General features: G+C 55.6%; 19 protein-coding genes, 3 tRNA genes and 2 pseudogenes. 10 read left to right on the plus strand and 14 right to left on the minus strand.

Going from position 1 to position 23,840, the window contains the following annotated elements:
- Position 1 precedes the first annotated feature (1 nt).
- The 5 genes from E3E36_RS10455 to E3E36_RS10475 all read right to left on the minus strand — a co-directional run bounded on the left by E3E36_RS10455 (position 2) and on the right by E3E36_RS10475 (position 7,479).
- Positions 2 to 2,719: a DNA-directed RNA polymerase subunit A' gene (locus E3E36_RS10455; RefSeq protein ID WP_167895306.1), complete on the minus strand. Its 2,718-nt coding sequence runs from the start codon at positions 2,717 to 2,719 to the stop codon at positions 2 to 4.
- A 5-nt stretch (positions 2,720 to 2,724) separates the two neighbouring features.
- Positions 2,725 to 6,093: a DNA-directed RNA polymerase subunit B gene (locus E3E36_RS10460; RefSeq protein WP_167895307.1), complete on the minus strand. Its 3,369-nt coding sequence runs from the start codon at positions 6,091 to 6,093 to the stop codon at positions 2,725 to 2,727.
- Positions 6,094 to 6,110: 17 nt separating this feature from the next.
- Positions 6,111 to 6,359: a DNA-directed RNA polymerase subunit H gene (locus E3E36_RS10465; protein ID WP_088865748.1), complete on the minus strand. Its 249-nt coding sequence runs from the start codon at positions 6,357 to 6,359 to the stop codon at positions 6,111 to 6,113.
- Between the two features lie 961 nt (positions 6,360 to 7,320).
- A tRNA-Ile gene (locus tag E3E36_RS10470) sits at positions 7,321 to 7,398 on the minus strand.
- Between the two features lie 5 nt (positions 7,399 to 7,403).
- Positions 7,404 to 7,479: transfer RNA gene (locus E3E36_RS10475), tRNA-Asn, on the minus strand.
- 147 nt (positions 7,480 to 7,626) lie between these two features.
- Here E3E36_RS10475 and E3E36_RS10480 point away from each other — a divergent pair.
- A tRNA-Thr gene (locus tag E3E36_RS10480) sits at positions 7,627 to 7,703 on the plus strand.
- 17 nt (positions 7,704 to 7,720) lie between these two features.
- Here E3E36_RS10480 and E3E36_RS10485 read toward each other — a convergent pair.
- The 4 genes from E3E36_RS10485 to E3E36_RS10500 form a co-directional block, all read right to left on the minus strand.
- The gene (locus E3E36_RS10485; protein WP_167895308.1) at positions 7,721 to 8,029 is read right to left on the minus strand and encodes a hypothetical protein; all 309 of its coding nucleotides are present in this window, start codon (positions 8,027 to 8,029) and stop codon (positions 7,721 to 7,723) included.
- Between the two features lie 117 nt (positions 8,030 to 8,146).
- Positions 8,147 to 9,652: an aminomethyl-transferring glycine dehydrogenase subunit GcvPB gene (gene gcvPB / locus E3E36_RS10490; protein WP_167895416.1), complete on the minus strand. Its 1,506-nt coding sequence runs from the start codon at positions 9,650 to 9,652 to the stop codon at positions 8,147 to 8,149.
- Positions 9,653 to 9,662: 10 nt separating this feature from the next.
- Complete coding sequence (gcvPA, locus tag E3E36_RS10495; protein ID WP_167895309.1) at positions 9,663 to 11,018, minus strand: aminomethyl-transferring glycine dehydrogenase subunit GcvPA; 1,356 nt, start codon at positions 11,016 to 11,018, stop codon at positions 9,663 to 9,665.
- 115 nt (positions 11,019 to 11,133) lie between these two features.
- The gene (locus E3E36_RS10500; RefSeq protein WP_167895310.1) at positions 11,134 to 12,423 is read right to left on the minus strand and encodes a phospholipase; all 1,290 of its coding nucleotides are present in this window, start codon (positions 12,421 to 12,423) and stop codon (positions 11,134 to 11,136) included.
- A gap of 183 nt (positions 12,424 to 12,606) precedes the next feature.
- On the opposite strand from E3E36_RS10500, the gene E3E36_RS10505 reads away from it, so the two are divergent.
- Positions 12,607 to 13,284, plus strand: a complete 678-nt coding sequence (locus E3E36_RS10505; protein WP_167895311.1) for an HAD family hydrolase — start codon at positions 12,607 to 12,609, stop codon at positions 13,282 to 13,284.
- Here E3E36_RS10505 and E3E36_RS10510 read toward each other — a convergent pair.
- On the minus strand, positions 13,276 to 13,560 hold the full coding sequence (locus E3E36_RS10510; RefSeq protein WP_167895312.1) for a hypothetical protein: 285 nt from the start codon (positions 13,558 to 13,560) through the stop codon (positions 13,276 to 13,278). The two genes, E3E36_RS10505 and E3E36_RS10510, sit on opposite strands and share 9 nt — an antisense overlap.
- A gap of 91 nt (positions 13,561 to 13,651) precedes the next feature.
- On the opposite strand from E3E36_RS10510, the gene E3E36_RS10515 reads away from it, so the two are divergent.
- From E3E36_RS10515 to E3E36_RS10540, 6 genes are all read left to right on the plus strand, one after another.
- On the plus strand, positions 13,652 to 14,338 hold the full coding sequence (locus tag E3E36_RS10515) for a metallophosphoesterase (RefSeq protein WP_167895313.1): 687 nt from the start codon (positions 13,652 to 13,654) through the stop codon (positions 14,336 to 14,338).
- A gap of 41 nt (positions 14,339 to 14,379) precedes the next feature.
- Positions 14,380 to 15,141 (plus strand): hypothetical protein, encoded by a 762-nt coding sequence (locus tag E3E36_RS10520; protein ID WP_167895314.1) that lies wholly within the window; start codon positions 14,380 to 14,382, stop codon positions 15,139 to 15,141.
- Between the two features lie 42 nt (positions 15,142 to 15,183).
- Positions 15,184 to 15,888, plus strand: a complete 705-nt coding sequence (locus E3E36_RS10525; RefSeq protein WP_167895315.1) for a PrsW family intramembrane metalloprotease — start codon at positions 15,184 to 15,186, stop codon at positions 15,886 to 15,888.
- On the plus strand, positions 15,888 to 16,100 hold the full coding sequence (locus E3E36_RS10530; protein WP_167895316.1) for a hypothetical protein: 213 nt from the start codon (positions 15,888 to 15,890) through the stop codon (positions 16,098 to 16,100). The genes E3E36_RS10525 and E3E36_RS10530 overlap by 1 nt, the downstream gene beginning before the upstream one ends.
- A 53-nt stretch (positions 16,101 to 16,153) precedes the next feature.
- A complete protein-coding gene (locus tag E3E36_RS10535) occupies positions 16,154 to 16,846 on the plus strand; it encodes a hypothetical protein (RefSeq protein WP_167895317.1) in 693 nt (230 codons plus the stop codon).
- A gap of 120 nt (positions 16,847 to 16,966) precedes the next feature.
- A complete protein-coding gene (locus E3E36_RS10540) occupies positions 16,967 to 17,755 on the plus strand; it encodes a hypothetical protein (RefSeq protein ID WP_167895318.1) in 789 nt (262 codons plus the stop codon).
- Positions 17,756 to 17,760: 5 nt separating this feature from the next.
- On the opposite strand, the gene E3E36_RS10545 is transcribed toward E3E36_RS10540, so the two are convergent.
- The 3 genes from E3E36_RS10545 to E3E36_RS10555 are packed head-to-tail and all read right to left on the minus strand — an operon-like array spanning position 17,761 to position 20,851.
- On the minus strand, positions 17,761 to 18,111 hold the full coding sequence (locus E3E36_RS10545) for a DUF1667 domain-containing protein (protein ID WP_167895319.1): 351 nt from the start codon (positions 18,109 to 18,111) through the stop codon (positions 17,761 to 17,763).
- A complete protein-coding gene (locus E3E36_RS10550; protein ID WP_167895320.1) occupies positions 18,108 to 19,367 on the minus strand; it encodes an NAD(P)/FAD-dependent oxidoreductase in 1,260 nt (419 codons plus the stop codon). The genes E3E36_RS10545 and E3E36_RS10550 overlap by 4 nt, the downstream gene beginning before the upstream one ends.
- Positions 19,367 to 20,851, minus strand: coding sequence for an NAD(P)/FAD-dependent oxidoreductase (locus tag E3E36_RS10555; RefSeq protein ID WP_167895321.1), 1,485 nt, complete (start codon positions 20,849 to 20,851; stop codon positions 19,367 to 19,369). The genes E3E36_RS10550 and E3E36_RS10555 overlap by 1 nt, the downstream gene beginning before the upstream one ends.
- Positions 20,852 to 21,042: 191 nt before the next feature.
- Here E3E36_RS10555 and E3E36_RS10560 point away from each other — a divergent pair, with 191 nt between their 5' ends.
- Positions 21,043 to 22,275: a PLP-dependent aminotransferase family protein gene (locus E3E36_RS10560; protein WP_342764407.1), complete on the plus strand. Its 1,233-nt coding sequence runs from the start codon at positions 21,043 to 21,045 to the stop codon at positions 22,273 to 22,275.
- A 68-nt stretch (positions 22,276 to 22,343) separates the two neighbouring features.
- On the opposite strand, the pseudogene glpK reads toward E3E36_RS10560, so the two are convergent.
- A pseudogene (gene glpK / locus E3E36_RS10565) lies at positions 22,344 to 23,714 on the minus strand (glycerol kinase GlpK); the annotation flags it as partial.
- Between glpK and E3E36_RS13240 the strand changes: the two are divergent.
- Positions 23,715 to 23,840 (plus strand): annotated as a pseudogene (locus E3E36_RS13240) (RNA-guided endonuclease TnpB family protein); the annotation flags it as partial.

A 23,840-nucleotide genomic window follows, 5' to 3' on the forward strand; every position in this document is an offset into this window, starting at 1 on the left:
TTCACTCACCTCCCCTCATCTTGACGAGGGTTCTAACTATCACCCTGTCAACGTCAACCGTCTTACCCTGCCAGCTCCTCATGGGGTCAACGCCGTCCTCTCCATAGCGGAACTGGACGATGATGCCAGTCGGATCTCTAACCGTTCCGTCGTAGTCCACCTTGAGATCCTGGAGGGCATTGATCAAACGGCGCTGCATGTAACCGCTCTGTGCAGTCCTAACTGCCGTGTCGACGAGACCTTCTCTTCCACCCATGGCGTGGAAGAAGTACTCCTGGGGAGTGAGGCCGCTCTTGTAAGAGTTGGTGACGAACCCCTTGGCCCTTGCCCCAAGGTCGTTGGGCTTAAAGTGAGTCAGCACCCTTCCGCGGTAGCCGCGGTAGAGGCGCTTACCGCGGATGGACTGCTGGCCGAGCATCGCTGCCATCTGGGTGATGTTGAGCATCTTACCCCTCGCTCCGGTCTTGGCCATGATGACCGCGTGGTTGTTCATACCGAGGTAGCGCTCGGCGACCTTACCTGCGTTGTCACGTGCTTCGGCAAGAACGGCCATGATGTTGCTCTCAAGGGTCTCCTCAAGGGTTTTACCTGGAAGGGGTTCAAGCTCGCCGTTCTTGTATGCCTCGATGAGCCTGTTGACCCTCTCCTCAGCCTCCCTAATTATCTCGTGTATCCTGTCGAGGGCCTCTCCCGGGAGATCCTCGTCATCTATGGCGGTGGTGAATCCCTTGTGGGTGATGACCCATATGGCGAGTTTGGTGACCTGGTCGAGGAACTGTCTGGCCCTCTCAACTCCATATTCCCTCACGATTATGTCGAGGAGCCTTCCGTCCTCCCTTCCGTAGGCCTTCTTGTCTATGGCACCGCTGAGGAGCTTGCCGTTGAGTATGTAGGTAAAGCCGTCGTAGGCGAGCTTCCTGACCTCTTCCTCGTCAGGAATGAGCTTCTCCTCTATCAGCCTTTCAAGGGCTTCACAGCGCTCCGGCTCATCGCAGAGCTTGTTGCGGTACCAAATTGTAAGGTCATCCGGAAGGAGGATGGAGAATATTGTCTTCCCGCTCCAGAGTTCGACGCCGTTCTCAACTCTGTCCGGCTTCGGGAGCTGCATGACGTCAACGCCCGCGAACATGAGCATTTGCTCAACCTCTGAACGGGTGAAGTAGGCTCCCTCGCGCGTCAGGAGGTAGCCGCCGGAGATGTGGTCCTGGATTCCCGCTATGAGCGGGCCACCGTAACGCGGCGAGATGATGTGGTTCTGAACCTCCATGAGTATCTTGGCCTCTGCCTGCGCCTCCTCCGTCTGCGGCACGTGGAGGTTCATCTCGTCACCGTCGAAGTCAGCGTTGTACGGCGGGCAGACGGCAAGGTTGAGTCTGAAGGTCTTGTAGGGCATCACCCTGACGCGGTGGGCCATGATGGACATCCTGTGGAGTGAGGGCTGCCTGTTGAAGAGGACTATGTCGCCGTCGAGGAGGTGTCTCTCAACGGTCCAGCCTATGTCGAGCTTCTCGGCTATGAGCTCGAGGTTGTTCTCCATGAGCCTTATCCTTCTTCCCTCGGGATCTATGACATAGTTCGCTCCTGGATACTTCTCGGGCCCGTTGAGAACCATTTTCTTGAGCTTCTCAAAGTTGAACTCGGTGACCTTCTCGGGAACGGTGAGTTCCATAGCTACCGCTATCGGAACACCAACCTCGTTGATGCTTATCATCGGATCGGGGCTGATAACGGTACGGGCTGAGAAGTTGACACGCTTACCGCTGAGGTTGCCCCTGAAACGGCCCTCCTTACCCTTAAGTCTCTGGGCGAGGGTCTTGAGAGGCCTTCCGCTCTTGTGCTTGGCCGGAGGAATTCCGGAGGTCTCGTTGTTGATGTATGTGGTGACGTGGTACTGGAGGAGATCCCAGAGGTCTTCTATGATGAGCTGCGGCGCACCGGCCTCAATGTTGGACTTGAGACGGTTGTTGATACGGATTATGTCGACGAGCTTGTGGGTGAGGTCGTCCTCTGCCCTAATACCGCTCTCTAAGGTGATGGACGGTCTCATTGTAACCGGCGGAACCGGAAGGACGGTGAGAACCATCCACTCCGGCCTGGCCTTCTCCGGGTGGAGTCCGAGGAGCGGCAGGTCCTTGTCCGGTACCTTCTCAAGCCTGTCGCGAACCTCACTCGGCATCATCCTGTGCTTGTACTCGCTGCCCTCCTCGTCCTTCCTCAGCTCCCAATAGATCGTCGGTCTCTCGAACTTGATCGGGAACTGAGGGGCACCGCAGTGCGGGCAGACCATTCTCTCTTTGGCCTTCTTGTGGATCTCCTTGATGAGCCTGTCCTTGGCCTTCTTCCTGTCGCCCATGACCTCGAACTTGTGGGTGTACTCCTCTATCTCCTCGTCGGTGAGCTTTATCCTCCCGCACTCGCGGCAGGTGCTCTCAAGGACGCGGTGGATCGTTTTGGCGAAACCGACGTGGATTATCGGCCTGGCAAGCTCAACGTGGCCGAAGTGACCTGGGCAGTCTCCAGCCCTTGCACCGCAGGTCTCACACCTCAGCCCGGGGTCAATGACACCGAGGCGCTTGTCCATGAGGCCGCCTTCTATCGGGTAGCCGTCGTCGTCGTATGTGTCCGGAACCGTTATCTCGGCCGCGCTCATCTTCCGGATTTCCTGGGGTGAGAGTATCCCAAACTCAATACTCCCGATGACCTTTTTCATCGACTGCATGACCATCACACCCTGTCAGTTATGTTGAGGGACGGCCTTATTCCCATCGCCTTCAGCTCGTCCAGCAAGAGCTTGAAGGCGTAGCTCATCTCGACCTTGCTTATCCTCTCTTCCTCTCCGCAGACCGGGCAGTAGACCTTACCGCGGCGCTTGTCCTCAAGTGCCAGATGTCCGCAGGTCTCGCAGACCCATACCTCTGTCTTGTCGCTCTCTTCAAGGAGACGCTCTATGAGCAGCATCGCAGCGCCGTGGCCGATGAGGACGTCACGCTCCATCTCACCGAACCTGAGACCACCTTCCCTTGCTCTTCCCTCGGTCGGCTGCTTGGTGAGAACCTGCACCGGACCCCTGCTCCTCGCGTGCATCTTGTCGGCGACCATGTGGTGGAGCCTCTGGTAGTAGATGACGCCCACGAATATGTCGGCCTCAAGGCGCCTTCCAGTTATGCCGTCGTACATGACTTCCCTGCCGCTGTGCTTGAAGCCGAGCTCCTCAAGCTCCTTCCTGAGCCTCTCCTCAGGCTCTCCAATGAAAGCGGTACCGTCAACTCTTCTTCCCTTGAGTGAAGCCACCTTTCCTCCTATGGCCTCAATGAGCTGTCCGACGGTCATACGGCTCGGGATACCGTGCGGGTTGACTATGAGGTCTGGAACGATTCCGCTCTCGGTCCAGGGCATGTCCTCCTGCGGAACGATGAGGCCTATGACACCCTTCTGACCGTGCCTCGATGCGAACTTGTCACCGAACTCTGGGATGCGGAGGTCCCTGACGGTGACCTTGACGAGCTTGGTTCCATCGCCGGTCTCGGTTATGATCACCTTGTCAACTATGCCTCTTTCGCTCGGCCTGACGCTTACACTCGTCTCGCGTCTCTCCTGGAGGATTATCCCTCCGAGACCGCTCTGCTCCTCAAGGAACCTCGGTGGTGAGGTCCTTCCAACTAGGACGTCCTTACCCTCAACCTTTGACTCGGGGAAGATTATGCCGTCCTCATCGAGGTGGCGGTAGTACTTCTCGCCGAGATAGCCCTGTATGGTTGGATCAGGAACCTCGAAGCGGTCCGTCTGTCCGCCGAGGTAGCGCTTCTCCTCTGCTTCATAAGTCCTGAAGAACGTTGATCTGGCAAGTCCGCGCTCTATAGAGGCCTTGTTCATTATAACGGCGTCTTCCATATTGTAGCCGCCGTAGCTGAGGACTGCGACGACGAAGTTCTGGCCCGCGGGCCTCTCCTCAAAACCGACGGCCTTCATTATGCGCGAGTTGACGAGCGGAACCTGCGGATAGTGCATTAGGTGGCCCCTCGTATCGACTCTTATGCGGAAGTTGGCCGCACCGAGGCCGAGGCTCTGCTTCGCCATACCGGCGCCGTAGGTGTTACGTGGGGCGGCGTTGTGCTCAGGGTAGGGGACGAGTGAAGCAGGGATTCCAAGTATTGCCGCGGGCATGAGCTCAAGGTGGGTATGCTCTTCGGTTACCTCCCACGGCCAGGTGGCGACGTAGGCGTTCTCCTCCTCTTCAGCGTCGAGGTACTCGATGACACCCATCTTGACGAGGTCGCTCCAAGTGAGCGTGCCGTTCTTTATACCCTCCACGTGCTCGCGCGTGAGCTTTGGCCTGCCGTTTTCAACTATGATGAGAGGCCTCCTCACACGGCCGTCATCGCTGTTGACGTAAACTTCCCTGACGTCCTCGTCCTGATACAGGGCGACGTTTATGACCTCGCTTATCCTCCCGCTCCTCCTGTCATTCCTGATCCTGCTAACCAGGCTTTCTCCGTCCTCCACTGTTCCGATCAGGACGCCGTTGAGGTAGACCCTCCACAGATCTGGCCTCGGACGGCGCTCCTCTATCGGGACAACGCCGAGCCTGCCCAGATACTCCCTGACCTCCTCTTCGGGGATTCCTGTGGTTATCTGAGACATTAAGGCGAGGTTCTTAACGAGACCACAGTTCGGACCTTCTGGAGTCTCAGTCGGACAGATCCTGCCCCAGTGGGTTCCGTGAAGGTCACGGGCCTCGAAATGTGGCTGGTCCCTGCTGAGAGGCGAAGTAACGCGCCTAAGGTGCGAGAGGGTCGACATATAGTTCGTCCTGTCGAGGAGCTGGCTGACACCGGTTCTTCCGCCGGGCCAGGCACCGGTCGCCAGAGCGTGCTCGATCCTCTCGCTGAGAACGTCGGGCCTTATCGAGTTCCTTACGAACCTCTGAATGTTCTCGAAGGTGTACCGCTCGCCCTTCCTCTGGTAGGTCTTGGTCATCTGGTACTGCATGTCCTTGACGAGCTGGCCGAAGGCAACCCTAAAGAGGTCCCTGAGCAGGTCTCCGGCGAGCTTGAGCCTCTTGTTGGCGTAGTGATCCTTGTCGTCCTCACCGCGGAGGCCGAGCGAAAGTTCAAGAACCTTGAGCGCCATCATACCGAGGTAGTAGGCTTTGGCCCTTCTGTCCTTCTCCTCAACGCCCATGTGGGGCAGGAGGTTGTTGTCTATGATGTGCTGGGCCCTCCTGAGCCTGTACTCCTTAGGCTGGCCGGGAAGGGCAAGCTTTCCGATGTAGTCAAGGGCCTCCTCCTGGGTGGTTATGTCGGCGGCGTCCTCCAAATTGTCGAATAGAACCTGCTGTATCCTCGGGTCGTCGCTCACTGCTTCAACTATCTCTTTGTCGCTGAGCAGGCCGAGGGCGCGCATGACGTAGACGAACTTGACCGGCCTGGGGACGTTCGGTATGTTGACGTAGAGGGTTCCATCTTTCCTCCTCTCCACGGTAATAAGGGCCCTATATCCGTGCCTGTAGGAGAAACACTTGGCTATGACTCTGTTCTGCCTCTCGTCCCTTTCCACAAGCGTCTTGTTAGGGGCAAGGTCTTCAATAGAAACTATAACCCTCTCAGAGCCGTTGATTATGAAGTATCCTCCCGGATCCTTAGGATCTTCGCCAAGCTTTATGAGCTCCTCGTCGCTTAGGCCGTAGAGCCTGCAGGCCTTGGACTTGAGCATTATCGGGAGCTCGCCTATGCGAACCTCGACGGCTTCCTGGGCAATGCCGTTGACGACCGGGATGAGTTCAAGGTAGAGCGGTGCTGAGTACGTGAGGTTCCTTATGCGGGCGTCCATGGGATAGAGCGGTTTCCTCTGCCCCTGGGCCTCCTGGAACTCCGGTTCGCCCAGGTGCACCTTTCCAAATTTAACCTCAAAGTCGGGGATGTCCGGCTTGATCCCGCCGAACTCGTCTATAACCTGCTGCATGCCGTAGTCAATGAAAGCGTTGTAAGAGTCAAGGTGCTGCCTGACGAGTCCTCTCTCCTTCCAGTACGCCTCCATAACGAGCCAGAGGTCATCCGGAGTAACATCAACAACGGTCGGTCCTCTCGATGCCATAGTCTCACCCCACAGAATCAGTCCTCAACCACCAGGCGGTAGTAGTAATAGTATCCCGCCGTCGGGCTTTTCCTCTTGATCTCAAGAACGTCGCCGGGCTTCGCGCCGAGCGCCACAACGGCTGGATCTGAAGCCTTTATCTGCGGAAGCTGGGAGATCCTAATCCTGTACTTCCTGAGGAGTTCCTCCTTTTCCTCCTCGCTGAGGATTCTGTGCTCGGGAACCAGTTCATGGGTGAATATATCAAACTCTTTTTTCGCCGCCACCGAGAATTGCCCCCTTAACGTTTTTTAAGAACGATTACCACTACCTCCCACCTGCGGGTTTCGGTATATAAGCTTTTCGAGTGGTAACTGGCTCGTAGGGGTTTATATCGGTTACGAAAAGTTTAAGAACCGTTTTTCGCGCCGAAAAGCGGCGTTGGTGTACTTGTATGTTCACCAATACTGAGAAAGACTTATAAAGGCTCGGCGTGGGTTCGAGGTTCAAACTTCCGAGAAAACGGCCAAACGGCTAAAATTTATTGGATATTTGGCATTATTAGCGGCAAAATATTGGCATCATGCTCGCTTTTCATAAGTACTAATTGCCATATTCAATCAAAACACGGCCAAAATTGGTCAATTTTTGGCAAGAAATGGAGGGCGTCTGAGGCTTTAAATCAGGAGTTTGCTCTTAAAAGAGAATATTTATGGGAACACTTCGATTTTGTGCTTTAACCTGGATAAACAAGCTCTATCTTGCCTTCATGAGTGTTATCGCTTTAATGAGGTTTACTTCTAAAGGTAACAAGTTTAAGAGGTTCCACTTTTCGTTCCGGCGTCCTTTGGACGCCTTTTGGAGAGTGAAACCCTGAAGAGTTGACAACTAGTGAGTAAACCTATTTCACAAGCAGACCAATTTAGAATTGCACGCGATTTTTCCGTCAATGCTTGCGCAAGCAAAGCAAACTTTGCACTGCAAAGTTTGATCAAAGAGTAGACTTCCTGCTAAATTGGTTGGAGTGAGTTCGCATGTCTTTTCAGGATTGCAAGTTTAAAGTGGGTTTAACTCAAAAAACAAGCAACTCAAATGGTTCCACTTTCCTCTTAACGCCCGGAGGGAGTTATATTTGCAATGGAACACTGTAAAACTGCTAATTGGGGAGTAAACCCACTTAAGAACCAGCCATTTTAGAGTTGACATGCGGGCCTTGATCAAACTTCGCGAAGGCGAAGTTTGTAGAACTGGTGGGCCCGGGGGGCTTTGAACCCCCGACCACGCGGTTATGAGCCGCGCGCTCTGACCAGGCTGAGCTACGGGCCCACTGATGGCGCCGCCGCCCGGACTCGAACCGGGGACCGCCGGATTAACAGTCCGGCGCTCTACCGACTAAGCTACGGCGGCACAACCCAATGTAGGGAATACAGGGTGGATTTATAAATATTACGGTTGGCCCTGAAGCACGGAAACTTTCTGTGAAACCCCGTGAAGAGACTGCAGAAGGGTCCCCTACGAAAACTTTATAATTATCCTGAAATGTCTTTAGACCGTGCCCCGGTAGCCTAGCCTGGCGGGGCGGCGGACTTGTAATCCGCCGGTCGCGGGTTCAAATCCCGCCCGGGGCTCCACAGGACACTTTTTTGGCTCAGTCCTCCTCGAGAAATTCAGCCACGTGGATGGGCCATGCCCTGTAGCCGTCCTGAATGTAGACCTCAAGCACGTTCATCCCCCTGTACCTGACCTCACGCACCATGAGCCTCCTTCCGGCCCTACCCCTCAGAATGTCCTCGTGAACGTCCCTCGGAAGCTCCTCCGTCACCGTAAGCATTCCCCCCTCAACGTATACCCCCTCAAGCTTTCCCTCCCGAAACAGAAAACCCCTGATGGGAACCTCGTACTCTTCAACGACGTCCCCAGCGGATTCTCCACCGTAGTTCCCAACGACTTCTGTCATGGCATTCACCCATATGTAATATTTTGCTTACATATTGTCCGTTCCTTTAGTTTATTAACCTTTCTGTCCAGAACTGTGAAAGATGAGGCCTAAGACAAAGAGAAAAAGCTGGGGAGCTCAGTAGTCTATCTCTCCCCTCTCCTTCAGCTCCCGGTACATGCGCCATGTTATTATCGGCTTCTTTGCCGCCAGAACGTCGTCAACCCTCTTTATCGTCGTGTTGTGGGGGGCACCCTTGACGATTTCGGGGTTACTGTATGCCTCTTCGCTTATCTTCTTGAGGGCCTCAACGTAGGCGTCGAGCTCCTCCCTGCTGACGGTTTCGGTTGGCTCTATCATTAGCGCCTCGTGCACTATCAGCGGGAAGTAAACTGTGGGGGCGTGCATCCCAAAGTCCAAGAGCCTCTTGGCGACGTCCATCGCCGTCACACCGGTCTCCTTCTTCATAGGCTCTGCCGAAAAGACGACCTCGTGCTTCCTGAGCTCCTTGTGGGGCAGTTCGTAGCCCTTAGTCCCCTTGAGCTTCTGGGTGAGGTAGTTAGCGTTGAGCACGGCTACTTCGCTGACCTCTTTAAGGCCATCCCTTCCCATTATCTTGAGGTACGTGAGGGCCCTAACCATGACCGCGAAGTTGCCGTAGAGCTCCTTGACCTTACCTATGCTCTTGGGCACGTCGTAGTCGAGGTAGTAGCCGCGCTCCTCATCGTAGCCGACCAGAGGGACGGGCAGGTAGTCCTTCAGGAAGTCCTTGACTCCGACGGGCCCGCTTCCAGGGCCGCCTCCGCCGTGCGGTGTCGAGAAGGTCTTGTGGAGGTTGAGGTGCACTACGTCGAAGCCCATGTCGCCGGGCCTTATCTTCCCGAGGACGGCGTTGAGGTTGGCGCCGTCGTAGTAGAGCAGGCCACCGGCTTTGTGCACTATCTTCGCTATCTCCAGTATCTCGTCCTCGAAGATGCCAAGGGTGTTGGGGTTCGTGAGCATTAAACCGGCAGTCCTCTCGCTCACCGCGTTCTCAAGGGCTTCCAGATCGACGGTTCCGTTCTCGTTGGAGGGTATCTCAATGACCTTGAAGCCTGCCATTGCTGCACTCGCTGGATTCGTTCCGTGGGCCGAGTCGGGGACGAGCATCTCCGTCCTCTGCGTTTCACCCCGGTCGAGGTGGTAGGCGCGGATTATCATGACTCCGGTGAACTCGCCGTTGGCACCGGCAGCGGGCTGAAGGGTGAAGCGGTCCATTCCGGTGATTTCCTTGAGCCACTGTTCAAGCTCCCACATTATCTTGAGAGCTCCCTGGACGGTTCTCTCGTCCTGGTACGGGTGGACGTAGGCGACGCCCGGATGGGCGGCAATCTCCTCGTTTATCTTGGGGTTGTACTTCATGGTGCACGAGCCGAGCGGGTAGATGCCGTTATCGACGCCGTAGTTCATCTCGCTCAGGCGGGTGTAGTGCTTGACGACCTCTGGCTCGCTCAGCTCGGGAAGGTTGAGCGGGCTTTTCCTCCTCAGCTTTTCAGGGATTTCAACCTTAACGTCCTCGATCGGCTTGGGGAGGGTGTAGCCAATTCTCTCTGGGCGTGAGAGCTCAAAAATGGTTGGCTCATCCCATTTGGCCTGCCTGAACATCTTCACCACCTCACAGCCCCGCCTCACCTATTATCTCCCTCAGAGCTCCAATGAGGGCATCAACCCACTCCTTCCTCGTCGTTTCAGTGGCCGCGAACAGTGCCACCCCACCAAGCTCGGGGAAGTGCTTCCCTATGTAGTAGCCGCCGTGTATACCATTCTCAAGGAGCCTCTCATGGATGACATCGTAGGGAACCTCGAACTTAACAGGCACGTCCTTGAAGTTGACTCCATCGAAGACTACCTCCCCGACTTCGCTCAGGCGCCTCTTGAGGTAGGCGGTGTTCTTGAGTATGACCTCTCCAAGCTCCCTCAGCCCCTTCGGCCCGAGGGTGGCCAGGTGAATCGCGGCCGCAACGGCCACCAACGCTTCGTTTGAACAGATGTTTGAGGTGGCCTTTGCGCGCCTTATGTGCTGCTCCCTCGTCTGGAGCGTCATCACGAAGGCCCTCTTCCCGTCCGCAGTCTTGGTCATGCCTATTATCCTTCCCGGCATCTGGCGGATAAGCTTCCTGTCGTTCCTCGTCGCAAAGATGCCAGCCCTCGGCCCGCCAAAGTTCATTGGGCTACCGAAGTAAGCAGCCTCGCCGACGACTATGTCCGCACCGAGCTCTCCGGGGGCCTCAACAATCCCGAGTATCGTCGGGTCAACTCCGACCACGAAGAGCGCCCCCGCGTCGTGGGCGATCTCCCCGACTTCTCCGATGTTTTCCTCAAGAAGGCCGAAGAAGTTGGGAATCTCTATGTAGACACCCGCCGCACCCTCAACCTCTTCCTTGAGCTTCTCAAGGTCGAGCTGGCCGTTTTCGTCCCAGGGGATATCTACTATCTCAAGGCCCGGGCCGGCGGCGTAGGTTTCGAGGACTCTCTTCTTCTCCGGGCTGAGGTGCTTCGGCACCACGAACTTGTTCCTTTTAGTTACGCGGGCGCTCATCAAGGCGGCCTCTGCCATAGCAGTGCCCCAGTCATACATTGACGAGTTCACTATCGGCAGTCCCACAAGTTCCGCTATGAGGCTCTGGTACTCAAAGAGGGCCTGGAGCATGCCCTGGCTTATCTCTGGCTGGTAGGGGGTGTAGGCTGTGAGGAACTCGCTCCTTTCGATAAGGTACTTAACGTGGGCCGGGACGTAGTGGAAGTAGGTTCCAGCACCGAGGAAGCTCGGCATTTCGAGGACTGTCCTGTTCTGACTTAAAACGCCGTTGAGCTCAGTGAACACCTCGTATTCGCTCTTCCCCTCCGGCAGATTGAACTTCTGAACCATCCTCCTCGGGACGTCGGAGAAGAGGTCTTCAATCGAGGTGAATCCGATTTCCTTCAGCATTTCATCCTTATGGGCCGAGTTTGGAAGGTAGTGCCTACCCATGCCTATCACCTTCTGAGCTTTAAGACGCTCGTTGAAAGTTGAAGCCCCGCTAATATATGCTTTGTGCCCTCGAAAGTGTGGGTGATGCGTCCAGAAAATGTTGGAAAGAAAAGAATCAGCCAGTAACGCCAACGTCCTCGAAGAACTTCTCCATCAGGCCAGCGAGCAGTCTGATGTCGTACTGCATGGTCTCATAAACCGCCCACTGGACCTTGCTATACTCCCTGCCGTCGAGGGTTCTGAAACCGCTCGGTGAGTTAACGTCGAAGCTGGCGTGAACCTCTATGTTCCTTATAGCCCAGCCGTCCACGTCGCTGTCGAACCACGCAGTGCTGTCAACGTGGGTGTAGATGTAAACGGTATCACCCGGAACGGTAATGCTTGTGTCAACGAACGGGTTCGGATCCTGGTCATAGCGAGCGATGAGGTTCCAGTTCTTATCGTAGATCTCGATGTAGCCGAGGGTCTTGAAGTAGGCGTTCTGCATGTCGATGTCCTTGAATACCAGGGTTATCGAGCTGGCACCCTTGAACTCAAGCTTGAGGACGCTCCAGTCGCCCTTTCTGAGGGTTCTCGTCCAGAAATAGCTTCCGAGGTGGCCCCACTCGCTCCAGAGGTTGATGTCCCTGCCTGTGGCATATAGCATGTACCTCCAGGAATTATGAGCGGCGAGATCGGCGTACGCCCAGGCGACGCCGTTGGAGAGGCTCATATGCCCGTTCTCGTTGTCCGTGAGGTATATGTCGTAGCCCTGGATAAACCTGGACTTTTCCTGAGGTATCTGCCACCACTTTATGGGGGTTAGGTCGAGCGGGACGCGGTTGTTCAGAATGTCATCCGCAACGGTCGGTGAAACCTCGTTCTCAACGAAGTCGTGGGCGTTCTCAACGTACTTCTCCTGCTCAAGGTCTTCGAAGAGGTGCGGGGTCTGGTGGCCTATGAGCATGGACTGATCCTCGATTATGTGGAGCGCCCTGCCGAGGTAATACATTGCCCCGGCGCGGTCTCCCTGCCTCCAGAGCTGTACCGCCTTCTCATAGAGCCTCTGAGCCATGTCAGCCGCAGATGTGTCCGGATCCCCGAGGAGGGCCACAGTAAACAGCTCGGCGTGATCCATGGGATCAAGAAAGTGGTACTGGCTCTGTATGGTGTACGTCTTGCCCCCGATGTCTATGCTCCCACCGGTCCAGTCCTCGTCGTACGCACCATAGAGGAGCTGGTCCTTGTACTGCATCAGTATGCTTCCAAGAGCCGGGTTGTCCTGATAGACAGCCTCGATCGCCTTGTAGGTCAGCCTCTGGTGGACATTCATCAGATTGTCAAGAGTTGGACCATCAGTCGGCCAGGCCGAGACCAGGCCACCCAGAACCAAAAGAGCAGTTACCAGTGCCACGACCCTCTTCATTCTATCCCCTCCGAAACAAATGGCGGTCTTTTTAGAGCCGAAGAAAGTTAAAACTTTTTCGAGTTACTGAAGTTACAATATGCTCTCTATTTAAGTCGGAAGGTTTCGGCCGCGCCCCGTATCGCAGGGATGGGGGACAAAGCTTAAAGGTCGCAGTACACCACCACGCTGGAGGGGATAGTCATGATAATCGCTTTCGACTTCGATGGAACTCTGGCAGACACGTACTCGTGCATCGAGGAGGCCTTCGTGAAAGCTTTGGAGAGACGCTACCCATGGCTGCCCTTCAAGGGGCTCTGGGCTAAGGTTCTCACGAAGATAGAAAACTACTTCGAGAGGCCGACCTTTGGAAGCCATAAGAAGAAGTCAAAGCCCCCCTTCTTCCTGAGGACAAAGTTTTTTGAAACCTGGTTCGAGGAGAGGGCAAAGCTCACAAAGCCCCTCGACGACTCCCCCGAACTCCTGAAGAGGCTCAAAGAGGAGGGTCACATAGTAATTTCTTTCTCGGCGGAGGACTTCATAGACGGCATGAAGGTTAGAAGGCTTAAGGAGATGGGCATCTACGACCTTTTTGACGACGTTATAGTCTTCGGCAGGGAGCTGACAATAGACGAGGCCTTCAGGCTCGTCCGCGAGAAGTACGGGGACGAGGTATTCGTGTGGGTTGACGATAAGCCCTGGCGCTTTATAGGGCACGGCGACGAGAACACCGAATACGTCTGGTACTACTTCCCCTTCAGCTCGAAATTCGTGGAGAACAACCGCGAAAGGCTCGCGCTCATACCCCATCTCCACATAATAAGGGATCTCTGGAGCCTGTTCGATGTCATAGAGAGGATAAAGCAGGAGCGCTCACCCTGAGTCCGCGTTGATGTATTCCAGGGTGTCCTCGACAAACCCGTCGTATGTTTCCTCATCCACCGCTTCCAGCCTTATGGAGAACTCTTTCCCCAGGGACCACCGTATTGCTACTGGCCCTTTGTTTGTCTCAGCCATCACGAGTCCAAAAGGAAGGTCCCCAGCCCAGTGATGCTTGGAAAACTCGACGGTAAACCCCATTTCTTTCAACTTCTCTATTATCTCCTCGTAAGTCCTTCCGGGACCATAGGGGCTTTTGACGAAACCAATGAAAGCCATTTTTACCCACCATTGTTCCACTGGTGGACAAATTTAAAACCTTTTCGGTTCCCCTAACAAAACTTAAAAGCCGAAGATCCAACCAGGAAACATGAGACCCACACCGCTCCCTGAGAAAGCCCTCAGGCTAGGAAGAACCCTCATCATAGCAGACCTCCACCTCGGCTACGAGGTGAGCATGGCGAGGGAGGGCTTCTATCTCCCGAGGGTGTTCCATGAAGTCGTCGGGGGCCTGAAGAAACTTCTCGAAAGGGAGAGGCCGAAGAGGCTCGTCATAGACGGTGACCTCAAGCACTCCTTCGTCCCGGAGTGGCGCGAAAGGGAAGAGCTGAAGGCCTTCGTAGAGGAAATCTCCCCCATGGTTGAGGAAATCGTCCTCGTCCGGGGCAACCACGACGTTGGCACGCTCTGGCTGAGGGAGTTCGGCGTTGAAATCACCGACGAGTTTGAGGTCGGGGGCTGGAAGCTCGTCCACGGCCACAGGCTCGTTGAGGGGGAACGCTTCATCATAGGGCACGAACACCCGGCGATAAGGCTCAGGGATGAGGTGGGGGCCCTCGTGAAGGTTCCAGCCTTTTTGGCAGGGGAAAGACTGATAGTCATGCCCGCCTTCAGCCCCTGGGCCTACGGCAACGACGTGCTGAGGGAGATAGTCTCCCCGTTTCTGAGGGCGTACGACCTGAGCCACAGCCACGTTTTGGTTCCCCTGGAGGACGAGCTCCTCGATTTTGGGGAGCTCGGGAAGCTCTCGCGTGCGCTCCGGGACATGGGGGGCTAACCTTTTAATACCCAGCGGGGGAGTTAATCAAAGGTGATAGAATGAAGAAGACCTATCTTGGCTTGCTCATCGTTCTCATGGTCTTTGCCGCGGGATGCATCTCCGGCGGCGGAACCTCATCGGAGACAACGACCACGTCTCAGAACCTGCCGTTCACCCCGGAGGACCTGAATAGCGCCATAGCAAAGATGAAGAGCTACGAGTACACAATGGAAATCACGAGCTACAACGGTACGAAGCCTGCCGCCCGGCTTATTACCAGGGGTGAGGTCGACATAGAGAACGGCCTGAAGGCCGTGGCCACTGTCTCAAACAGCAGCCTGAGGGGGCCCCTCTACTACAGGACCTATTACTACACAACAAAAAAGGGGTACGCAACACTTACCGACAGGAACGGCACGATAACATGGGAAGCGGCGTGCTACAGCCCCGGCGAGGGCCCCAACCTGACGGTGAACATCGTGGAAAGCCTCTGGAAGGTACTCACCCTGCCGGACGTGAAGGTTGAGGAAGAAGGGGAATACTACATCGTCAGGGCCAACACTACGGGCGGAACGATAGCCGCCGGTGAAGATGTATCCGGGGCGTACAAAGTCCAGATGACGATCAAGCTCACAAAGGAGCTCATGCCAGCTGAGGTCAACGAGACGGTTCACTACACCAAGAACGGAGAAAGGTGGGTGGACATCATCACCTTGAGGATTGACAGCATAAACCGGGCTAAAGTAGAGCCCCCCAAGGAGCTCCTCAGCTACCTGAAAAGACAGGGAGTTGATCTCTCCGAACTGCTCTCAAAATGCTAAAACTTAAAACTCTCTCCCCCCACATTTTTCCGGTGGTGCAGGATGGACATCCTAAGCTCTGTGGTATTCTTCGCGTACGCTCCGGCCCTGGTCATCCTGTGGTACTTCTACCACGCGGACAAATACGAACCAGAACCCCGCAGATACGTCGTTGGGACGTTCGTTCTCGGCGGAACCTTATCTGTGGCCATTGTGTACATCCTGGAGAGCATTCTCACAGTAGGGGGGATGGTGGAGCCGTTCCTGCCGGCGTCCGCACTCTACGTCGCCATCGTCGCGGGCATCGTTGAGGAGCCCGCCAAGGCCCTGGCTATAAGGTGGCCTTTCAAAGCAGGCCAGATGGACGGCATAATGGACGGCCTTGTCTACGGTGTCGCTGCAGGACTCGGCTTTGCGGCGACGGAGAATTTCCTCTACGGGCTTGGATGGGGCGTTTCAATAACCATAGTGCGCGCGTTCCTTACGCCCTTCGCCCACGCCGCCTGGAGCGCAATAATCGGTGTGGGATACGGCATGATAGCGGAGGGTAAAGTCGAGTCACTCTCACAGTTTTACGCTCTTGCAGTGGTGCTGCACATCGTGTGGGACTACTTCGCCTTTCTGAGCAGCGCGGTTCCCGCGTACAATATCCTCCTGATACTCTTCATACTGATGAACATGGCCATCCTCAGGTACTTCCTCATCATGGGACAGGCCGAAGACAGGAGCAAGATGTGGTACTACTGGTTCAAAAGGAGTGGGTGGTGATGAGGGAGACCGAAAAGGTGAGGGGCGCACTGTTCGAGGCGAGGCCCTACGTGGAGTACTACGACAGGCTGGAAAACCTCGTGAAGCGTCTCTGGGCAGAATCAATGGACGAGGAAAACTTCCTCCAGCTCCTCAACGAGGAAGTCAAGAAGGCCGAAGAGCCCTTCAAGACCGACCTGAGGATATTCCTGCAGAAGTTTGAGGCCCTTTGAATTTCCTTTTTAAGGGGTAAATTTTATAATCTTGCGCTTTTAAATTGTTACGGGTGGTAAGAACGAAGAGGCTTCTTGTTATAGTTATCGGCTTCGTCCTGCTCGCCGGGGTGGCGTACTACTTCGTCTCAAGCGGTTCTTCTAAAGACCTTCACTCGCCTCCCTCGATGAACGACGTTCTCAAGGCGATAGACGGACAGACCTCCTTCTGCTGGAAGGCGGAGGTCATGACGGAAGAAACCGCTGGAAACGGAACGGCTGCCTTCAGGAAGGACGTGAAGGCCTGCATAAACTACGAAAACAGAAGCGCCGTCTGGAGGGTTAAGACCGGGAGCGGTGAAGGCACGATGAGGGCCATCCCCGGGGAGTCCAACTACAACTTCTACTGGGACCTGGCCCGTCACAGCCAGGGCGTCGAATGGAACGTCATGAACTTCATCAGAGCCGCTCTCATGGAGGGAAACGTAACCGGCATCCGGAAAACCGGGGAAGGATACGAGATGAACGTCGTCTTCAACTGGGATGAGAGCTACTCCGTTGGAACCATCGAGAACGGCAGCAGGGTAGTGGCCAGCCACACCCTGAAACTGTCCCTCCTCGTCGATGAGAAAGAGAATCCCCTGAGGGGGAACTTCACGGAGACGTTCGAACGGGACTACCTCGACTTTGGCAGGGTCGAGCGCGGAGAAACCCGCGGAAACTTCACGATTCTGGGGCCTTGGGAGCCATCTTTGGGTGAAGGCTGAGGGTGGCCCTTTAGGTTTCCACTTTTTGCAAACTCTTCCCAGTGGTGTGCAAAATCTGAATAGAAAAAGTATTTAAGACAACCCATCAACATTTCCCGAACCACAACTGGAGGTAGTACCATGAAGCGGTTGATGGCGCTTTTCCTGATAGGCTTCGTCATACTAGCGAGCGGCTGCATAGGGGATCAGGTGGGCCTCACCAAGGAGAAGGTTCTGACCGCCATCGAGAACATCGAGACCGCGAGGTACGATCAGAACTTCTCGATGAGCATGCACATCATGGAGGAGAAAACGAACAAGACCTTTAACTTTAACATGATCTTCAACATCACCGGAGTCTTCAACAGAACCTCCGGCTTCGATGCCGGCAACATGAGCTTTTCGATGCATTTTATGGGTATGGACGTCAACATGGACTGGCCGTACTTTGTGAACGGTACTCAAGTGTTCTTTAAGATAGACGGAAAGCGGTACAACGCCACGGATGAGGAGGACATCTCAAGTCAGGCCAGGGGCTCCATGAACATCATCTACATCGAAAAGCTCCTAGAAAGCAAGAATGTGACCATCAAGAAACTTGCCAGCAGCTACGCTTTCCGCGTCAACGTGACCTTCTGGGAGATTGCAAACGCCACCAACCAGACCGGCTATCTTCTTTCAGAGCTCAACGGGGATAACGTCAAGAATATCACCACAAACGAAGGCTGGATCGAGGTTCATCTCAGGGAAGATGGTACCCCTGTCTACATCGAGGAGTACCTTGATCTCACAATGGTGTTTGAGGATGAAACCGTTGCGCACGTCACCGTCCACGAATCCATCAGGCTCCACGACATCAACGAGCCCGTGAAAATAAGAGTCCCCGAAGAAATAGAAAACGCCCCCAGCATGGACGAAGCCTTCTGGTGAGGGGGCTAAGCCCCCCTCGTGGCCACTATTTTCACACCCTCCCACTCGGCCACCACGTCACCTATTCTCACCGGAGCCCTGAGCCGGAGTCCGGCCAGAAACTTCATAAGTTCAGGGATTCTCTCCTTGGGCACCGGTTCGGCAGTCTTGACGCTCACCGTTGGCAACGCCCCGCCTTCAACCGGGACGACGCTCATGACCACCCTCTTCGGGTTGGTGACCTCCTCTATGGCCCACTCCTTGCCGCGCGGGCAGGTGTAGCCCTTAACCTCCCCAACCCTGCCGTCATCAACTTCAACCTCCAGGGCACAGCTCAGCGGGCAGATGATGCATGTGAAGCGGTATGTCTTCTTCATGCCCTCACCACCTCAACGGTGAGCCTTTCTTCAGCCTTCCGGACCTCCTCGGCCTTCAGCCTGACCCTTATCATCTCGGCCGGTTTGGCGACCGGTAGCTTGAGCTTCTTGCCAATCTCCGGAATCTTCAGCTCGACGTCCTCCATCGGCCTTGAAACGCGGAGGTAGAGGTAGACATCGCGGTCGCCGCTCAGATAGTGCGGAACGAGGAGACGGACGTTTTCGCCCTTCTCGACCTTCACCCACTTCCGGCTTTCAATGCCGCCCTTCTCTATGAACTCCTTTGCGCTCTCCGCCGCTAATTCGCCCTGCTCGGCCACGTAGTCAACGAGGTCATTGATGATAAGGGAGTTCCCAGCAACGAAAATCCCGGGGACGCTCGTTTCAAGCCTGTCGTTTACAACCGGGCCGCCTGTTGATGGGTCTATCTCGACGCCGATTCTCTTCAGAGCTTTGACGGCTGGAATCAGCCCCGCGGAAACGACGAGGGTGTCTGCCTCTATCCAGAACTCGCTTCCCGGTACCTCGTTGAGGTTCTCGTCCACCTTCACGACCTTCACCCTCTCGACCCTGCCCCTTCCGCGCACCTCTACGACCTTGTGGCTCAGGTAGAGCGGAATATCGAAGTCCCTGAGGATCATCACGTTCCTAGCCAGTCCACCGGGGTATGGCATCAGCTCAACGACGGCCTTTACCTTCGCCCCTTCGAGAGCAAACCTGCGCGCCATTATCAACCCGACATCGCCGGAGCCGACTATGACAATCTCCTTCCCGGGCAGGATTCCGTAGATGTCCATGAGTGTCTGGGCCTCTCCAGCCGTGTAAATTCCAGCAACGCGGTCGCCGACGATGCCTATCTCGAAGGCATGCCGCTCTCTCGCCCCTGCGGCATAGATTACAGCCTTTGCCCAGGCCTGATAAGCTCCGCTCGGGGAGGTGAAGACCACGACCTTCTCAAGGTCGGAGTAGTTCTTGATTTCGAGGACACGGGCGGCGGTTCTGTACTCGACGCCGAGCCCAACTAACCTTTTCGCGAGCCTCGCCGCGAACTCCGGGCCGGTCAGCTCCTCCCTGAAGTAGTGTATCCCGAAGCCAGGGTGGATGCACTGGGGGAGGATTCCGCCAAGGTAGTCGTTGTCGTCGAGGAGAAGGACGCTCAGTCCAAGCTCCTTTGCTTTGACCGCGGCCGCCATTCCAGCCGGCCCGCCGCCGATAACGACGACATCGTAGCTCAGTATCGGAATTTCTGGGAACATCAGGCACCCCTCCTGAGGGCCTTAACGTCGCCTGTTCCAATCTCGCTTCCTTTTCCTTTGAGGGTAACCTTCCAGGGCTCAATTCCATACTCTCTCGCGAGGAGCTGGACTACTTTCGGCCTGCAGAAGCTTCCCTGGCAGGTTCCGGTTGTGGCCTTCGTCCTAAACTTCACGGAATCGACGCTCGGCGTCTTGACGCCTATGGCCTTCATCCTCTCTATCGCCTCCAAGACGTCGCCTTCACTAACGTTGTTGCAACGGCAGACGATCTTCCCGTATGCCGGATTCCTCTTCACGGCCTCGTTCACCTTCTCCGGTGTCATCATGAAGAAGTGGCTTATCTCCTTCCTGTACGGGTTCCACTTGGCCTTCTCGACCAGTTTTATCCCGAGGTCGCGCTGAATTATTTCGGCAACCTCATAGGCTATTGCAGGGGCGCTTGTAAGTCCCGGAGAGCGTATTCCGGCGACGTTTATGAATCCCCAGACCTCCTCCTCGGCCTTGATTATAAAGTCCCCTCCCGTCGGCTCTGGCCTCAGACCGGCGAAGGTTCTGATAACCTTGCTCCTCGGCGGCAGGTTGGGCCACAGCTTCCTGGCACCCTCCCATACGCTCTCAAGGCCCTCCCTCGTTGTGGAGAGGTTTTCCTTCTCCTCCGGCGGCAGGTCTTGGGCGTTGGGGCCTATCATGAGATGGCCGCTTATCTCCGTCGTAACGACGATGCCCTTGCTTATCGGCGTCGGCGTCGGGAAGAGAACCCTCCTCGGGCCGGGAATATCGTCGTCAAAGAGCCAGTACTCGCCCTTCCTCGGGTGTATCTCGAAGTAGTCAATGCCGGCCATTCTGGATATCTCGTCGGCATGGAGGCCCGCGGCGTTGATGACGATGTCAGCCTTTATGAAGCCGTTGCTGGTTTCGACGCCCTTGACCTCACCGTTCTCGACCTTAATTCCCGTAACCTCGGTTTCAAGGTGGGTCTTCACACCGTTTGCGACCGCGTTCTCGACTATCGCTATGACCGCGGGGATCGGACCAATCTGGCCGACTATCGGCACCCAAAGCGCTCCGATTGCTTCCTTCGTGAGGCCAGGCTCGAGGTGGAAGAGTTTATCCCTATCGACTATCCTCATCTCGGGGACGCCGTTCCCCCTCCCGCGCTCCAAAAGCTTTTCCAGCTCGTCGAAGTCCTCCTCCTTGAGTGCAACTATCAACGCTCCGTTCCAAATGTGCGGGATCTGAAGCTCCTTGACCCACTGGTGCCAGAGCCGGTTTCCCTTAACGCAGAGCTTTGCCCTCATGGGGTACTTCTTAGGGTCATCGTCGTAGCCGCCGTGTATCAAAGCGGTGTTAGCTTTGCTAACACCCCAGCCGACGTCGGGGGCTTTTTCGATTAGGTGCACCTCAAGGTTTTCGTACCTGCTCAGAACGCGCGCTATGCTCGCACCGCTTATTCCAGCGCCTATTATGGCGACCTTTGTCACCATACCAACCGCCCCTATAGAGTCTCTATAGTTTATATGGCAAAACCAAAGGGATGTTTTAAGGGTTTCTTCAACCTTTGGTTTGTTAGAATGTTGGCCTTGGGAGATATAACGGTTGCGACATCCATGGGCAGATAGGAGAGCATCCCCATAACGTTAAGATATTTATAGAAGTAACAACGAAATATACACCGGTGATCCCCGTGATGTACGCAAGGTACCTCGCCGGAAGGGCGAACTGGATCAAAGGCTCGGCCCTTGCAGACGTCATGAAGAAGGCTTCCGAGCTCCAAAAGAAGGGACGGAGACTCATTTCTCTGGCGGCGGGAGACCCGGATCCGTCCCTGATACCCAGGTCAGTCCTGGGGGAGCTGGCACGCGAGATCCTAGAAAATGAACCTAAATCGGTCATGTACACCCCAGCCAACGGAATTCCAGAGCTCCGGGAGGAACTGGCAGATTTTCTTAAGAGGTACGACGGGGTGGACGTGCCGCCTGAAAACATCGTCATCACAATCGGCGGAACCGGGGCCCTCGACCTGCTTGGCAGGGTTCTCATTGATCCAGGGGACATGGTAATAACCGAAAACCCCTCCTACATAAACACCCTCCTGGCATTTGAACAGCTGGGGGCAAGGATTGAGGGTGTACCCGTTGACGAAAACGGTATGAGAACCGATGTCCTTGAAGAGAAGCTCAGGAGGCTGGCCTCCGAGGGCAGGAAGGTCAAGTTCATTTACACAATCCCAACCGGGCAGAACCCAATGGGCGTTACCATGAGCGCCGAGAGGAGGAAGGCCCTCCTTGAGATAGCCTCACAGTACGACCTTCTGATAATAGAGGACACCGCCTACAACTTTATGATGTACGAGGGCGGGAACATCAGGCCCCTGAAGGCGCTGGACGACGAGGGAAGGGTTGTGGTTGCCGGGACGCTCAGCAAGGTTCTTGGAACCGGCTTCAGGATCGGATGGATAGCGGCCGAGGGAGAAGTCCTCCGGAAGGTTCTTATGCAGAAGCAGCCGATAGACTTCTGCGCCCCGGCGATCTCGCAGTATATAGCCCTGGAGTACCTCAGAAGGGGCTACTTTGAGGAATACCATCTGAAAAAGGCGCTTCCAGCGTACAGGGAGAAGCGGGACATCATGGTGGCCTCACTGGAGGAAAACCTCCCATGGGCAAGCTTCACAAGGCCCATTGCCGGGATGTTCATAATGCTGTTCCTGCCGGAGAACGCCAGCGGAATGGAGTTCGCGGGGGAGCTCATGGAGAAAGAGGGCGTTGTTGTGGTGCCCGGGAAGCCGTTTTACACGGACGACAGCGGAATCAACGCCATAAGGCTTAACTTCTCCAGGCCGTCGGGGGAGGAGATTTCCGAGGGTATCCGCAGGTTGGCGAGGCTCTACAGGGAAAAGTTCGTCTCATAACGTCTCCTTTTATTTTCTCTTCGGAAAACAAAGCGTATGGGCCCGGCCCCCACGGGCCGGTCACGGAGTTACCGCACCACCTTTGCCCAGCCCATTGCCCTCTTCACGGCCTCCTTCCAGCCGCGGTAGAGTTTTTCACGCGTCTCTTCGCCCATATCCGGCTCAAAGATCCTCTCCGCCTTCCAGAGCTCCATTATCTCCTTCAAGCTCTCCCAGTAGTCAACGGCGAGGCCTGCCAGATATGCCGCACCCAAGGCCGTTGTCTCCTTCACGACGGGCCTGATGACGCGCTTGTTGAGGATGCCCGCCTGAAACTGCATAAGGAAGTCGTTTGCCGTTGCACCGCCGTCGACGCGGAGCTCTTTGACCTGAACGAGCCTCTCCATCTCCTCGACGACGTCCCTGGTCAGGTAGGCTATGGCCTCAAGTGTCGCCCTCGCGAGGTGCTCCCTGCCGGTGCCGCGGGTGATGCCGATTATTAGCCCGCGAGCAAACTGATCCCAGTAGGGCGCGCCGAGGCCGACGAAGGCCGGGACGAAGTAAACTCCCTCGTTGCTCTCCAGCTTGGTGGCAAGTTCCTCCGTCTCTGGGGCACTTTTGATGATCTTAATCCCGTCGCGGAGCCACTGAACTGCCGCGCCGGTTATGAAGATGCTCCCCTCAAGGGCGTAGGTTATCCTTCCTTTCAGGCCCCAGGCTATCGTTGTCAGCAGGTTGTCGGAGTAGAGGAGCATCCTTCCCGTGTTGGCCAGGATGAAGTTGCCAGTCCCGTAGGTGGCCTTAACCATTCCCTCGTCAAAGGCGGCCTGACCAAAGAGCGCCGCCTGCTGGTCGCCCGCGTCTCCGCTCACAGGGATTTCAGCCCCGAGGAGCTCCTTTCTGGTGTAGCCGTAAACCTCGCTCGATTCCCTCACCTCGGGCAGAACACCCTCCGGAATGTCGAAGATTTCGAGTAACTCCTCGTCCCACTCCAATTTTTTGATGTTGAAGAGCATCGTACGAGAAGCGTTGGAGTAGTCGGTAACGTGCTCCCCGGTTAGGCGGTAGAGGAGGAATGTATCCACAGTCCCGAAGAGGACTTCGCCCCTCTCCGCCCTCTCCCTCATCCCGGGCACGTTGTCGAGGAGCCACTTGAGCTTGCTTGCCGAAAAGTAGGCATCCGGAACCAAGCCGGTTTTCTCCTTGATGACGTCGCCGTACTCCTTCTTTATCTCCTCCACCATCTCGGCAGTTCTCCTGCACTGCCAGACGATGGCGTTGTAAAGGGGTCTGCCACCCCTATCCCATACTATCGTCGTTTCGCGCTGGTTCGTAATTCCTATCGCCGCTATCTGGTTCGGCTTGATTTTGGCCCTCTCGATGGCCGTCTTTATGGCCTTGAACTGTGCCTCCCATATCTCCTCTGGGTTGTGCTCCACCCAGCCGGGCTTGGGGTAGTGTTAGCGAATAAAATCGTTGAGTTAGCGGAGAAATACGATGGAATTGCCTTGGAAGATTTAACGGAAATCAGGGACTCAATTAGATATTCCGCCGAGCTGAATGGTCGCCTTCACCGTTGGAGTTTT

The organism is Thermococcus sp. M36, from assembly GCF_012027355.1.
Taxonomy (GTDB): domain Archaea; phylum Methanobacteriota_B; class Thermococci; order Thermococcales; family Thermococcaceae; genus Thermococcus.